This is a genomic window from Streptomyces sp. TRD_SC_5 (assembly GCF_056836825.1).
In genome coordinates this window covers 3,482,793-3,494,827 of record NZ_JBWZZS010000001.1, presented here as the reverse complement: position 1 = coordinate 3,494,827, position 12,035 = coordinate 3,482,793, and the positions used below count along the sequence as shown (strand labels likewise).

13 protein-coding genes are annotated in these 12,035 nt (G+C 70.3%); 8 read left to right on the top strand and 5 right to left on the bottom strand.

Annotation, left to right across the window (positions count from 1 at the left end; genetic code table 11):
* The first annotated feature begins 139 nt into the window (after positions 1–139).
* Both AC1P0E_RS16215 and AC1P0E_RS16210 read left to right on the top strand, forming a co-directional pair.
* The gene (locus AC1P0E_RS16215) at positions 140–1,324 is read left to right on the top strand and encodes a family 2 encapsulin nanocompartment cargo protein terpene cyclase (protein ID WP_482742873.1); all 1,185 of its coding nucleotides are present in this window, start codon (positions 140–142) and stop codon (positions 1,322–1,324) included.
* A gap of 60 nt (positions 1,325–1,384) precedes the next feature.
* Positions 1,385–2,254 (top strand): geranyl diphosphate 2-C-methyltransferase, encoded by an 870-nt coding sequence (locus tag AC1P0E_RS16210; RefSeq protein ID WP_482742872.1) that lies wholly within the window; start codon positions 1,385–1,387, stop codon positions 2,252–2,254.
* Positions 2,255–2,327: 73 nt separating this feature from the next.
* On the opposite strand, the gene AC1P0E_RS16205 is transcribed toward AC1P0E_RS16210, so the two are convergent.
* Positions 2,328–3,092: a DUF72 domain-containing protein gene (locus AC1P0E_RS16205; protein ID WP_482742871.1), complete on the bottom strand. Its 765-nt coding sequence runs from the start codon at positions 3,090–3,092 to the stop codon at positions 2,328–2,330.
* A gap of 197 nt (positions 3,093–3,289) precedes the next feature.
* Between AC1P0E_RS16205 and AC1P0E_RS16200 the strand changes: the two genes are divergently transcribed.
* On the top strand, positions 3,290–4,042 hold the full coding sequence (locus AC1P0E_RS16200) for a transglycosylase family protein (RefSeq protein ID WP_482742870.1): 753 nt from the start codon (positions 3,290–3,292) through the stop codon (positions 4,040–4,042).
* 239 nt (positions 4,043–4,281) lie between these two features.
* Here the strand turns inward: AC1P0E_RS16200 and AC1P0E_RS16195 are convergent, their stop codons facing one another.
* From AC1P0E_RS16195 to AC1P0E_RS16180, 4 genes are all read right to left on the bottom strand, one after another.
* On the bottom strand, positions 4,282–4,584 hold the full coding sequence (locus AC1P0E_RS16195) for an antibiotic biosynthesis monooxygenase (protein WP_482742869.1): 303 nt from the start codon (positions 4,582–4,584) through the stop codon (positions 4,282–4,284).
* Between the two features lie 124 nt (positions 4,585–4,708).
* Positions 4,709–5,260 (bottom strand): type II toxin-antitoxin system HicB family antitoxin, encoded by a 552-nt coding sequence (locus AC1P0E_RS16190; RefSeq protein ID WP_482742868.1) that lies wholly within the window; start codon positions 5,258–5,260, stop codon positions 4,709–4,711.
* Between the two features lie 74 nt (positions 5,261–5,334).
* The gene (locus AC1P0E_RS16185; RefSeq protein WP_482742867.1) at positions 5,335–6,198 is read right to left on the bottom strand and encodes an SCO2400 family protein; all 864 of its coding nucleotides are present in this window, start codon (positions 6,196–6,198) and stop codon (positions 5,335–5,337) included.
* A gap of 204 nt (positions 6,199–6,402) precedes the next feature.
* Positions 6,403–6,768, bottom strand: a complete 366-nt coding sequence (locus AC1P0E_RS16180; protein ID WP_482742866.1) for a hypothetical protein — start codon at positions 6,766–6,768, stop codon at positions 6,403–6,405.
* Between the two features lie 207 nt (positions 6,769–6,975).
* Between AC1P0E_RS16180 and AC1P0E_RS16175 the strand changes: the two genes are divergently transcribed.
* The 5 genes from AC1P0E_RS16175 (at position 6,976) to AC1P0E_RS16155 (ending at position 12,031) form a co-directional block, all read left to right on the top strand.
* Positions 6,976–8,040, top strand: a complete 1,065-nt coding sequence (locus tag AC1P0E_RS16175; protein ID WP_482742865.1) for a lytic transglycosylase domain-containing protein — start codon at positions 6,976–6,978, stop codon at positions 8,038–8,040.
* Positions 8,041–8,126: 86 nt separating this feature from the next.
* A complete protein-coding gene (locus tag AC1P0E_RS16170; RefSeq protein ID WP_482742864.1) occupies positions 8,127–9,218 on the top strand; it encodes an RNA polymerase sigma factor in 1,092 nt (363 codons plus the stop codon).
* Between the two features lie 217 nt (positions 9,219–9,435).
* Positions 9,436–10,443 (top strand): ABC transporter ATP-binding protein, encoded by a 1,008-nt coding sequence (locus AC1P0E_RS16165; RefSeq protein ID WP_482742863.1) that lies wholly within the window; start codon positions 9,436–9,438, stop codon positions 10,441–10,443.
* Positions 10,440–11,210 carry an MlaE family ABC transporter permease gene (locus tag AC1P0E_RS16160; RefSeq protein WP_482742862.1) on the top strand — a complete coding sequence of 257 codons (771 nt, stop codon included), beginning with the start codon at positions 10,440–10,442 and terminating at the stop codon, positions 11,208–11,210. The genes AC1P0E_RS16165 and AC1P0E_RS16160 overlap by 4 nt, the downstream gene beginning before the upstream one ends.
* Positions 11,211–11,266: 56 nt before the next feature.
* Positions 11,267–12,031, top strand: a complete 765-nt coding sequence (locus tag AC1P0E_RS16155) for an ABC transporter permease (RefSeq protein WP_482745775.1) — start codon at positions 11,267–11,269, stop codon at positions 12,029–12,031.
* Positions 12,032–12,035 lie beyond the last annotated feature (4 nt).

The following is a 12,035-nucleotide window of genomic DNA, read 5'->3' as shown; positions in this document are numbered from 1 at the left end:
GATCTCCCGGACCGCCGCACCCTCGGCCGGCCACGAACTGGCAGGGCTGGTGGCGTCCCTGTTGTCGGATCCGAGACGCCCCGGGAGGAGGGACGCCCTCGCGCCGCCGAAGCTTTCCACCACTCCCATGCTCAGCCCGATGGGGCTGAGTCCGTCACGCGGCCCCGCTCCGGCGTCGGGGCCGGGATCGGCGTCCGCGTCGGCGTCCGTGTCGGCGGCATCGGCATCGGCTGTACGGCGTCTGCTCGCCGGTCCCACGGGCCTGGGCACGTCGGCGGTGCGCTTCCCCACGCCCGCCGCCCCCGCCCCCTCGCCGCACGCGGCGGAGCCACCGGAGCCACCGGAGCCAGGTCCAGGGCGTACGGCGGCTCCCGCGCGGCCCGCGCTCTACTGCCCGCCCGCCTTCCGTGACGATCCCGCCCTCGGCGACGTGGTCAACGAGCGGCTGGTGGCGTGGGCCGAGGAGGTCGGGATCTACCCCGGCCAGCTCGACAAGGTCCGCTCGGCCAACTTCGGCCGGCTCATGATGCTCGGGCACCCCGAGACGGACGACCCCGACCGGCTGCTGGCGGCGGCCAAGTGCGGGCTGTCCGAGTGGGCCGTCGACGACCACTACGTCGACGGCGAAGCGGAGGAAGCCCACCACGAACTGCTCGGCCAGCGGCTGGCGATCGCCCATTCGGTGATCGACCAGGCCCAGCTCCCGCTGCGCTACGCGCCGCAGCTGGAGCAGGTCGTGCGGAAGGACCCCGTGATGGTCGCCCTCCGCTCCGCCCTGGGCAACCTCGCCAACTACGCGACGACGACCCAGGTGCGCCGGCTCCGCCACGAGCTGGCCATCATGTTCGTCGCGTACAACCAGGAGGCGAACTGGCACACGACCGGCCAGAGGCCCCAGGTCTGGGAGTACCTGATGCACCGGCACGAGAACAGCTTCGTCCCGTGCATGGTGCTGGTCGACGCCATCGCGGGCTATGAGGTTCCGATGGCCGAGTTCTCCGACCCCCGGGTGCGCCGCGTGTTCAATCTGGCCGGGAACGCGACCGTACTCATGAACGACCTGTACTCGATGGGCAAGGAAGACCCCACGGACTTCAGCCTGCCCATGCTGATCGCGGCCGAGGAGCAGTGCTCGCTGCAGGAAGCGGTCGATCTGAGCGTCGAGATCCACGACGAACTGATGCACACATTCGAGGCAGAGGCCGCCGCCCTTTCACTCGTCGGCTCCCCGGAGCTGCGCCGCTTCCTCGCCGGAACGTGGGCGTGGGTCGGCGGCAACCGTGAATGGCACGCAGGCAGCGCCCGCTACGCGTCAGCCGCCTGACCTCGTTTCCCACCCCCCACTGCAACTCTTCCCCTTCTCAGTACGCAAGGAGACCCCCACATGCCCACCACCCAGACGGAAATGGCAGCCGCTGACCGCGTGCTGCGCACCGAGTACCAGAAGTCCGTCGCGCAGTACTGGAACGCCGAGAAGGACCCCGTAAACATCCGCCTCGGCGAGGTTGACGGCCTCTACCACCACCACTACGGCCTCGGCGACTACGACCCCTCCGTCCTGGAAGGCCCCGATGCCACGCGGGACCAGCGCATCATCGAGGAGCTGCACCGCCTGGAGACCGCGCAGGCGGAGGTCCTCCTCGACCACCTGGGCGACATCGGCCCCGGCGACCGCCTGCTGGACGCCGGTTCCGGCCGGGGCGGCACCAGCTTCATGGCCAACCAGCGATTCGGCTGTCAGGTCGACGGCGTGAGCATCTCCGAGCAGCAGGTCGGCTTCGCCAATTCGCAGGCCGAGGAGCGGGGCGTGGCCGAGCGGGTGAAGTTCCACTTCCGGAACATGCTCGACACCGGCCTCGAATCGGGCTCGCGCCGGGGCATCTGGACCAACGAGACGACCATGTACGTGGACCTGTCGGAGCTCTTCGGCGAGTTCTCGCGCCTCCTGGAGTACGGAGGCCGGTACGTCTGCATCACCGGGTGCTACAACGACGTCACCGGCGGCAGGTCCAAGGCTGTCAGCCGTATCGACGAGCACTACACCTGCAACATCCACCCCCGCAGCGCGTACTTCAAGGCGATGGCGGCCAACAGCCTGGTCCCGATCAACGTCGTCGACCTCACCGCCCAGACCATCCCGTACTGGGAGCTGCGCGAGAAGTGCTCGGTGGCCACGGGCATCGAGGACCCGTTCCTGACGGCGTACAAGGAAGGCAGCTTCCACTACCTGCTGATCGCCGCAGACCGGGTCTGAGCCCCGCAGCGACAGCACCCAAGCCCCGGGCCGTCGGCCCGGGGCTTTCGCGTTCGGGGAAACAGCGCTGCGCTCAGGGCGCGGGTGTACGGCTCACCGTCCGGCCCAGTGCGACCGCTTCCCGCGCGAACCGCGCGGCGTCCACGACGGCCGCCCCGCCCGCGTCGTTGTTGAAGTACACGTAGACGTCGTCCTCGTCGGGCCAGGCACCGGCGATGCGCCGGGCCCAGGACTTCAGCGCCTGGTGGCCGTAACGCGGCGGCGGCTCCGCGCTGCCGGCGTGGAACCGTACGTACCCCCACGACGCGGTGCGCCAGAGCGGCGTCACCGGACGGGAGCCCCGGTCCGCCCAGCACAGGGCGCTGCCGTGCCGCTCCAGCACCGCCCGGAGCTCCCGCTCGGCCTCCCACCACGAGGTGTGCCGCAGCTCGACGGCCACCCGGACCGTGTCGGGGAAGCAACTGAGGCAGGTGTCCAACGCCCCTGTGTCCACACGGAAGTTGGGCGGAAGTTGCAGCAGGACGGGCCCCATCCGGTCACCGAGGCCGCCGGTACGGTCCAGCAGCCGGGCCACCGGCTCCTCGGGGTCCCGCAGCCGCTTCAGATGGGTCAGGTAGCGGCTGGCTTTGACCGCCATGACGAACCCCTCCGGCGTCCGCTCCCGCCAGGAGGCGAAGATCTCCGTGGTGGGGAGCCGGTAGAAGGCATTGTTGTTCTCGACCGTGGCGAAGTGCCGGACGTACTCCTCCAGCCAGAGCCGCTGCGGCTGTGTGGACGGATAGAGACCGCCGCGCCAGTCCTTGTACTGCCATCCCGAGGTTCCGACGAGCATGGGCATGGTCCGATCCCTGCCCGGAATCCTCCGGCCCGCCACGGTGCGGCCTCGGGACCGGCCTCCAAGCGGGTGAAAGCGCGGCACGTCGCGGTCGTCGTACGCGTCGAAAAGCGTACTGGCGGGTTATCTGTTGCTCACTTACCGGCCGTGGCGACACCGCGTCACGGCGCTGCCGAGTCAGTCAGCGGAGGAGAACCCGGATGTCGCCTTCACCCTTTGCCAAGCGGTCCGTCCAAACGATCCTGTCTCTGCTGCTGGTCCTCCTGAGCGCCCTGGGCCTCGCGGGACAGAGCACGGCGAGCGCCGCGACGAAGACGGGCGCCCCGCAGCCGGCAGCAGCCCCGTGGTCGGGCGTGCAGCACTCGGTGCAGGCGCAGACCGACTGGGAGAGCATCGCCGCTTGCGAAAGCAACGGCCGCTGGCACATCAACACGGGCAACGGCTACTACGGCGGGCTGCAGTTCGCCCCCACCACCTGGCGCGCCTACGGCGGCCACCGCTACGCCCCGCGTGCGGACCTCGCGACACGGTCCGAACAGATCGCCGTCGCCTCGCGGGTCGCTCAGGACCGCGGCCTGTCAGCCTGGCCGCACTGCGGGCGTCACCATAGTACGAGCAGTGATACCGGAGCGGGATCGAGCAACACCTGGACCGGCTCCAGCGCGGAAAGCAGCGGGTCCGGCGCGACCACCACTCAGCCCCAGCGTCAGCCGCAGGCCCAGCGCCAGTACAAGGCCCAGCCCCCGGCGGCTGTTCCCACGCCCGTCCGCGGCTCCCAGGAAGCCATCGGTTCGCAGACCTATGTCGTACAACCGGGTGACTGTCTCTCCGTCATCGCGGACCGCGCCGATGTCCGAGGCGGCACGCACGCGCTGTACGAACTGAACAAGCACAAGCTCGACGAGGGTCCCGACCGCATTTACCCCGGCCAGCGTCTGCGACTGCACGCATGAGGCGCGGCGGATCGGGCTCGCGAGTGTGCCGACGGGCTGCGGGGCGTGAGGGATACGGGTACGACGGAGAGTGTCGGGCCACCAACCGGATTCGGGTTTGTGTTCGGGTTCAGATTCGTGACAAGGCGTGCGCCCACGTTCGGCACCGTATTCCCGGTCAGCGGGGTGAGCAGCGAGGCGCCACCGGTGACGGTGACCGGCTTCAGCCGCGTATTCGTACCGGACGGGTGGGCCCGGGGTCAGGAGGAGTCGCCCGGGATCGTGAGCTCGCCGCCTCGGTAGTAGCCCTCCCGCTCCTCGACGACGTACGGAGCCATGGCCTCACGCCGTCGCTGCTCCTCGCCGGAGCCCCGCCAGGAGTCGCACGCGTCCCTGGAGTCCCAGAAGGAAACCCCGGTGACCTCCTGCCCGTCCTCCGACCAGTACGCGAAAGCCTGGCGCATGCCGTCAGGGTGCGCGCTCGGGCGCCATGCCCGCTCGAACTCCTCCAGGGTGCCCGGCTTGACGCGACGCGTCGTCACCCAGACGAAGTGCTCGTCCATCGTGGCCTCCTCCGGAGCGCCGGGGGTCGGGTGGTTCGGGTCGATGGCGCTCTCCCGGACCACGGTAGGCGCGTGGAGCGGTCGCCGCCTGCGCGGGCCGGTGCCGCGAGGGGGAGGCGGGCCGTCAGTCGTCGTCTTCCGCGATTGCCCAGGCCGGGCGGCTGGGTGACGTCTGTGGGTGCCGTTCGGGGCGCTCCGGGTGCGGCGTCGCCGCCGTATCGCCGAGGTCCCGTACGTCCGGGCTCGGTGGGCCGGGAGCGGACAGCGGGACACGATCCCATGGGCGGGAGCCGGGGAGGGTCCGGCGGGTCAGGGAGAGCCGGGACATCTGCTGGTGAGACAGGCCGAGAAGGCGGCCGGCGTCCCGCTCGCTCACACCCAGGTCCTCGACCAGTGTGCGGGCGGCATCGGCGACTGTCTGCGCTTCGGAGGCACCGGCCGCGGCACGGTGGGTTCTTGCCTCCAGGACGCGCCGCAGCAGTGAGGCGAATTCCGGGACCACCAACTGCACGGTGATCGTTTCGGACCGGACGCCGAGTGCTTCGGCGATGGCGTCGCGCGCCATGTCCTCGGCCTCGTCGAGGGTGCGGCACTGGGTGTGGACGGCGACTCGCGGGATGTCGACGGCCCACCACCGGCCGATTCGGTGCAGCCGGGCTTCGTAGCCAGTGGTCACGGGGACTCGGCCTCCTTCCTGCCGTGGCGGTGAAAATCCGGCTGTCTCACTACGGTTCGGAGGCGCAAAACGGTTCAGAGGCACAAACCGATCAGGCACACCTGCGTCGGCGATGCCGGCTCGGCCGCCGGCGTGGTCGGCAAGAGGCCCACCACCGTGCCCACGACGCCGGGCCGCTCGTCGGAAGCGGGCGCGGTCGTCCCGGGGGCCGGGGCAGGGGCGTCGACGGGGCCGGCACCCGGCCCCTGGGCGGGCTCGGGCACCGACTCTTGTACCGGCTGCTGCACCGGCTGCTGCGCCGACGCGGGTGCGGCGTACGGCGTCGCCGCGCTCCGGGGCGCGGCGTGCCGGCCCTTGGAGGGCGCTTCCGGCTGCCGGTCCGTCGTAGCGGCGGAAGGCGTGGCGGCGGCGGTGTCGTGCTGCCGACCGGTCGTCGCGGGCGGGCGGGTGCCGGTGTCCCGCGGACCCCGGGTCTCGGGCTGCTCCGACGACGAGCCGGCGGCCGCTGCCCCGGGCGTGGCCTGCTCGGTCACCGGCTCCGGAGGCGGGGCGGCGTGTGTGTGGCTGGCGGACGGCCTGGTGGCCGGAAGCGCGGCAAGGGTCAGGCCGCCACCGACAAGAGCAACGGCTGTCGCGGCCACGGCCCGACGCCGGTGCTTCTTCCAACGGGAAAGCTGCCGACGCCGAGCCGCCCGGCCCTGCCCGGTGGCGGCGGGGCCGTCCGGACCGCCGGACGAACCCTCGCCCTGCGTCCCCGAGGCGTCCGCCGTCGCGACTTCGGGGTGAGGATTGCCGGCCTCCGCAGCGGCGGGTATCTCCGCCGCTGTCCGGGCCGCGGGCCGATGGGCGGGCGGAGCGATGTCCGGAGCGTACGCACCGCATCCTGGGCACACGAGTGCTCCATTGAGATGCCGACGGCAAGAGGAGCAGTAGTCCATCTGCGATCTTTCTGTGCTGACTGCGCTGCCAGGGACGCCGGCGACCTGTTCAAGTTCGCACGCGGGATCGAGCGGCCGTAACGCTAACGGCACACCCCGAAGGTGGTGCGCACCCCTTGTGATGCTGCTGCGAAGATTTGCCGACGGCGGTACGACGCGGCGCCCGGGTGCCTGTCACTGGCACCCGGGCGCGCCTGAATTCGGTCAGAGGCGGCGTATCCGGGCGGCGATTCCGTGACCGAGCAGAAGGTAAATCACTGCGGGAAGGCCGTAATTCAGGAAAACCCGCAGGCTTTCGGTCTCCATGGTGAAGATGTCCTGGGACCAGCCGGCGAGCCAGTCCGCCACGCCGTGCACAAAGCCGACGAAGACATTGCCCTGATTTGCGTCGAGCAGGTACAGCAGGACCCAGAGGGCCAGAAAGCCTGCGGCGATGTCCGCGATCGTGTGGATGACCACGGCTGCCCGGTTCGCTCCGGTGCCGTCCGGATTGCGCCTGTGGGCGTCCGGGTTGGGGGGATAGGGGGTGTAGGCGTCGTTTACGGGCAGGGGCTCATGGGGACGGTTCATGCCCTCCCTGCTTGCCTCACGCGAGTACGCGAAACGCTTCCCAAACCTGCGATTCGGTATCGGTTTTCGGCCACGCGGCCGAATGTCCCGGTAACGGCCGGACTTCCGCGACGGACCGGCCACCCCTCCCCGTAGAGACAGGTGACAGTGTCCGCGCCCTTCGGGGCGGCAGCGGGATGGGGAGGGTTCTGACGTATGGCTGGACGGATGCGCAGAGGTGTTACGGGGACGGCGGTCGCGGCGGCGGCCATGGTGGCGCTGACCGGTTCGCAGGCGGCGGGCACGGCGGCACGGGTTGCCGCCCCCGAGAGCGACAACGCATCGCCGGCGCAGGGCATTTCAGGCGATAGGCACTATTATCGCGAACTGCCCCCGCTCGTGGTGCGCTACTTGTCCGGTTCGCCCGCACAGTCGTCCTCGGGCGCCGGTCCCGTGGTGGCGGTCGACCGTGCGGCGGTACCCGGCGCGGTCCTCGGCGCGTACCGGAAGGCGGAGGCCGCGCTCGCGCGGAGTGCCCCGGGATGCGAACTGCGCTGGGAGTTGCTTGCCGCGATCGGCCAGGTGGAGTCCGGTCAGGCGCGGGGCGGACGGGTGGACGCGGCCGGTACGACGTACACCCCCATCGTCGGACCGCAGCTGAACGGCCGCGGTTTCGCCCGGATCCGGGACACCGACGGCGGCGCGTACGACGGCGACAGCTCGTACGACCACGCCGTCGGCCCGATGCAGTTCATCCCGTCGACCTGGGCCAGGTGGGGCGCCGACGGCAACGGCGACGGCGGCGCGGACCCCCACAACGTCTACGACGCGGCGCTCTCGGCGGGCCGTTACCTGTGCGCGGGCGGGCGTGATCTCTCGCGGCCACAGGACCTCGACCGCGCGATCCTCTCCTACAACCATTCCCGGGAGTACGTTCGTGTCGTTCTGTCCTGGTACGGCTACTTCAGGGACGGCCACCGGGTGGTGCCGGGCCTGAGCGCCAAGGGTTCCGGTACGAAGCCGAACTCGTCCGGCACTGCGCAGCCCGAGCCGGACGCCCCGCGCCCGCGTACCGGCGCGGCGCCCGCCCGGCCGGCGTCTCCGCCGCCGTCCCCGACACCCACGCCGAAACCCACCCAGAAACCCACGCCGAAACCCACGCCGAAACCCGCGCCGTCGGACCGCCCGGTCGGCGGGATGAGGCCCGCGCCGCCTCTGGCCACCGCCCCCGGCACAGGGCTGCCGACTGACGGAGTCCTTCCGGACGGCGGGACGCTGACCGGCAACGGTTAGGACTCGCTCCCGCGTCACCCCTCCACAACTCCGGATACCGGGCGGTAACCTCCCGGCCATCACACGTGAGCGCGAGGAGGGGCTTCATGGCGACGGACAGGCACCCTGCTCACCTGGCGCGACCGGGTGACGAAGCGGCCCATCTGCGGTGGCAGCGGATGTGGGGCCACCGCGAGCAACTGCTCAAGGTGGCCCGCCGCAGGTCCATGAGCGCCGAGGACGCCGAGGACGCCGTACAGGAGGCGATGCTGCGCGGCGCGCAGAACGCGCACCTCGACGAAGCGCGGATGGGGGCCTGGCTGACGACGGTGACCATGCGCCTGTGCGTCGACCGGTACCGGCAGGTCCACCGGGAGGCACAGGTGTCCGGCACCCGGACGCTCACCGCCCCCGGCCCTGTCCCGGTCGAGGAGGCGGTGTGCGACCGGGCGGAGGCCAGGTGGGTGGCGTACCAGAGCAAGGAACTGCCCGCCCGCCAGGCGGAGGCACTCCGACTGAAGTCGGAGGACCGGGACATCGGGCAGATCGCCCGCGAGATGGATCTCAGTTACGAGGCGGTCGAGTCACTGCTGGCCAGGGCCCGGCGTACGCTCCGCAACTCGCTGGCCGGCACGCTGGCGCTCGGCCTGTGGCTGATCGGGCGCGGCCGCGACGGCGGACACGCTCCCGCCCTGGCCGCGGCCTCCGCAGCAGCGACGCTGGCCGTGGTGTGCCTGGCGATCCCCTACTCGTACGAGCCGGGTACGCCGCGCCCCACGCGGCCCGCCACGTCGGAGCCGGCGGAGGAGGCGGTGGACGTGTCCGCCCACGAGCTGCCGACGGCCGCCTCGACCGCCCCGCCCTCGCCCGGCTCAGGACTCCGCCCCCGGAACAGCGAGAAGACGTCACCCACCACCCTCCCGCTCCCGACGGTGTTGCCGGAGGTTCCGACGCCGGAGGTCGAGCTGCCGAAGGTCTCACCAACGCTGCCGGCCGTGCCCGCTCCCACCGTGCCGACGCTCCCGGCCGTGCCCGCTCCCACCGTGCCGACGCCGACGCTCCCGTCCGCACCCGCTCCCACCGTGCCCGCGCTCCCGCTCCCGCTCCCGTCCGCCGTGTCCGCCCAGCAGTCGACGGTGCCAGGAGGGGACGTGCCGGGGCGCTCCCCGCAGGGCGTTGAACGCAACCACCGCGAATGAACCAACGCAGTACCGGAAAGGTTCGACGCCCGAGGAGACGCCCCGGCGCGGCACCGACCCCGAAGCCCCCGCGATCCGCCGTACACCGGCGCCCCGCACACCGACGTACGCCCCTGATTTCCGCCTCGTAAAAAATCTTCGCCTTCTCCGCGACGGACCCGCCGCCCTTCTCCGTAGAGCAGATGTCAGAGCTGCTCCCCGCTGAAGGGTGAACCGGATGGGTGTCGAGATCTGTGTGGAAGGGTTGACGAAATCCTTCGGCCACCAGGTCATCTGGCAGGACGTGTCGCTGACGCTGCCCGCCGGGGAGGTATCCGTCATGCTCGGCCCCTCGGGTACGGGAAAGTCGGTGTTCCTCAAGACCCTCGTGGGACTGCTCAAACCGGAGCGGGGATCGATCACGATCGCCGGGCAGGACATCACCAAGCTCCGCGAGCGCGATCTCTACGACGTGCGCAAGCTCTTCGGTGTGCTGTTTCAGGACGGCGCGCTTTTCGGGTCGATGAGCCTGTACGACAACATCGCCTTCCCTCTGCGCGAGCACACCCGCAAACCGGAGAGCGAAGTCAGACGGATCGTCCTCGAAAAGATGGACATGGTCGGTCTGATCGGCGCCGAGGACAAGCTGCCCGGCGAGATATCCGGCGGTATGCGAAAGCGGGCAGGACTGGCGCGGGCGCTGGTGCTCGACCCGGAGATCATCCTGTTCGACGAGCCGGACTCGGGGCTCGACCCGGTGCGGGTCGCCTATCTCAACCAGCTGATCGTCGACCTGAACGCGCAGATCGACGCGACCTTCCTGATCGTCACCCACGACATCGCCTCGGCCCGACTGGTCCCCGACAACATAGGGCTGCTCTTCCGGCGCGAGCTGGTGATGTTCGGCCCTCGCCATGAGCTGCTCACCAGCGACGAGCCGGTGGTACGGCAGTTCCTCAACGGTCGCATGCAGGGCCCGATCGGCATGGCGGAGGAGAAGGACGCCGCCCAGGTCGAGCAGGAGCTCGCCGAGCTGGGCACCGACGGGAGCGCAGGTGACGGGGAAGCGTCCGCAGCGCCCATGACCCCCCGCCTGCTCCCCAGCCCCGGAGTCACCCGCCCGCCCCGCTGGCAGGCGATCGCCGAGCGCGAGGCGAAACACCACAAGCCGAAGCCGGACCCGAAGCCGGACCCGGACCCGAAGCCGGACCCGAAGCCGGACCCGAAGGAGGCCACGGACGCATGAGCTTCTCCCCCACAGGAGCGCTGAAACACTCCGGCAGCCTCTTCGCCATGGCCCTGGACGTCCTCAGAACCCTCCCCCGACGCCCCTTCCAGCTCAGGGAGTTCATCCAGCAGGCCTGGTTCATCGCCAGCGTCACCATCCTCCCCACCGCCCTCGTCTCCATCCCCTTCGGTGCCGTCATCGCGCTCCAGATCGGCAGCCTGACCCGGCAGCTCGGCGCCCAGTCGTTCTCCGGCGCCGCCTCCGTGCTCGCCGTACTGCGTGAGGCGTCCCCCATCGTCACGGCGCTGCTCATCGCCGGGGCGGGCGGCACCGCGATCTGCGCGGACCTCGGGGCGCGCAAGATCCGCGAGGAGATCGACGCGATGCAGGTACTCGGCATCGACCCGATCCACCGCCTCGTCGTCCCCCGCGTACTGGCCACGATGCTCGTGGCGGTCCTGCTCAACGGCCTGGTGTCCGTCGTCGGAGTGGCCGGCGGCTACTTCTTCAACGTCGTCATGCAGAACGGCACCCCCGGCGCCTACCTGGCCTCCTTCACCACCCTCGCCCAGCTGTCCGACCTGTGGGCGGCCGAGCTGAAGGCGCTGGTCTTCGGCGCCATCGCCGCGATCGTCGCCTCGTACAAGGGCCTCAACGCCAAGGGCGGACCCAAGGGTGTCGGTGACGCCGTGAACCAGTCCGTGGTCATCACCTTCATGTTGCTGTTCGTGACGAACTTCGTGATGACCGCTGTGTACTTCCAACTCGTCCCGCAGAGAGGTTAGTTGTGCCACGACTTCTCGACCGCCCACTGCGCTCCCTGGAGGAGCTGGGCACCCAGATGGTCTTCTACGGCCGTTCAATCGCCTGGACGGGCCGAACGCTCCGCCGCTACAAGAAGGAAGTGCTGCGCCTGCTGGCCGAGGTGAGCTTCGGCCGCGGCGCGCTGGCGGTCGTCGGCGGCACGGTCGGCGTCATCGCCTTCCTCTCCTTCTTCACCGGCACCGAGGTCGGACTCCAGGGTTACGCCGCCCTCAACCAGCTCGGCACGTCCAACTTCGTGGCGTTCCTCTCCGCGTACTTCAACACCCGCGAGATCGCCCCCCTCGTAGCGGGCCTCGCGCTGTCCGCGACAGTCGGCGCCGGCTTCACCGCCCAGCTCGGCGCGATGCGCATCAGCGAGGAGACCGACGCGCTGGAGGTGATGGGCGTACCGTCGCTGCCGTTCCTGGTCACCACCCGCATGATCGCCGGCTTCGTCGCCGTGATCCCGCTGTACGTCGTCGGGCTGCTGTCCTCCTATTACGCCGCCCGCACCATCACCACCGGCTACTACGGGCAGTCCACCGGAACGTACGACCACTACTTCCAGCAGTACCTGCCACCGGTCGACGTGCTGTGGTCCTTCGGCAAGGTGATCGTCTTCGCCGTCGTGATCATCCTGGTGCACTGCTACTACGGCTATTACGCGAGCGGCGGCCCGGCCGGTGTCGGTGTCGCGGTCGGCCGGGGCGTACGTACCTCCATCGTCGCCATCAACATCCTCGACTTCTTCCTCAGCCTGGCCATCTGGGGCGCCAACACGACCGTACGGATAGCGGGGTAGAGCG

Bases quoted from the DNA above. Each gene is read 5' to 3' on its own strand.
- AC1P0E_RS16215 (WP_482742873.1), top strand. From the start codon at position 140: ATGGGGCTGAGTCCGTCACGCGGCCCCGCTCCGGCGTCGGGGCCGGGA.
- AC1P0E_RS16210 (WP_482742872.1), top strand. From the start codon at position 1,385: ATGCCCACCACCCAGACGGAAATGGCAGCCGCTGACCGCGTGCTGCGC.
- AC1P0E_RS16205 (WP_482742871.1), bottom strand. From the start codon at position 3,092: ATGCCCATGCTCGTCGGAACCTCGGGATGGCAGTACAAGGACTGGCGC.
- AC1P0E_RS16200 (WP_482742870.1), top strand. From the start codon at position 3,290: ATGTCGCCTTCACCCTTTGCCAAGCGGTCCGTCCAAACGATCCTGTCT.
- AC1P0E_RS16195 (WP_482742869.1), bottom strand. From the start codon at position 4,584: ATGGACGAGCACTTCGTCTGGGTGACGACGCGTCGCGTCAAGCCGGGC.
- AC1P0E_RS16185 (WP_482742867.1), bottom strand. From the start codon at position 6,198: ATGGACTACTGCTCCTCTTGCCGTCGGCATCTCAATGGAGCACTCGTG.
- AC1P0E_RS16180 (WP_482742866.1), bottom strand. From the start codon at position 6,768: ATGAACCGTCCCCATGAGCCCCTGCCCGTAAACGACGCCTACACCCCC.
- AC1P0E_RS16175 (WP_482742865.1), top strand. From the start codon at position 6,976: ATGCGCAGAGGTGTTACGGGGACGGCGGTCGCGGCGGCGGCCATGGTG.
- AC1P0E_RS16170 (WP_482742864.1), top strand. From the start codon at position 8,127: ATGGCGACGGACAGGCACCCTGCTCACCTGGCGCGACCGGGTGACGAA.
- AC1P0E_RS16165 (WP_482742863.1), top strand. From the start codon at position 9,436: ATGGGTGTCGAGATCTGTGTGGAAGGGTTGACGAAATCCTTCGGCCAC.
- AC1P0E_RS16160 (WP_482742862.1), top strand. From the start codon at position 10,440: ATGAGCTTCTCCCCCACAGGAGCGCTGAAACACTCCGGCAGCCTCTTC.
- AC1P0E_RS16155 (WP_482745775.1), top strand. From the start codon at position 11,267: ATGGTCTTCTACGGCCGTTCAATCGCCTGGACGGGCCGAACGCTCCGC.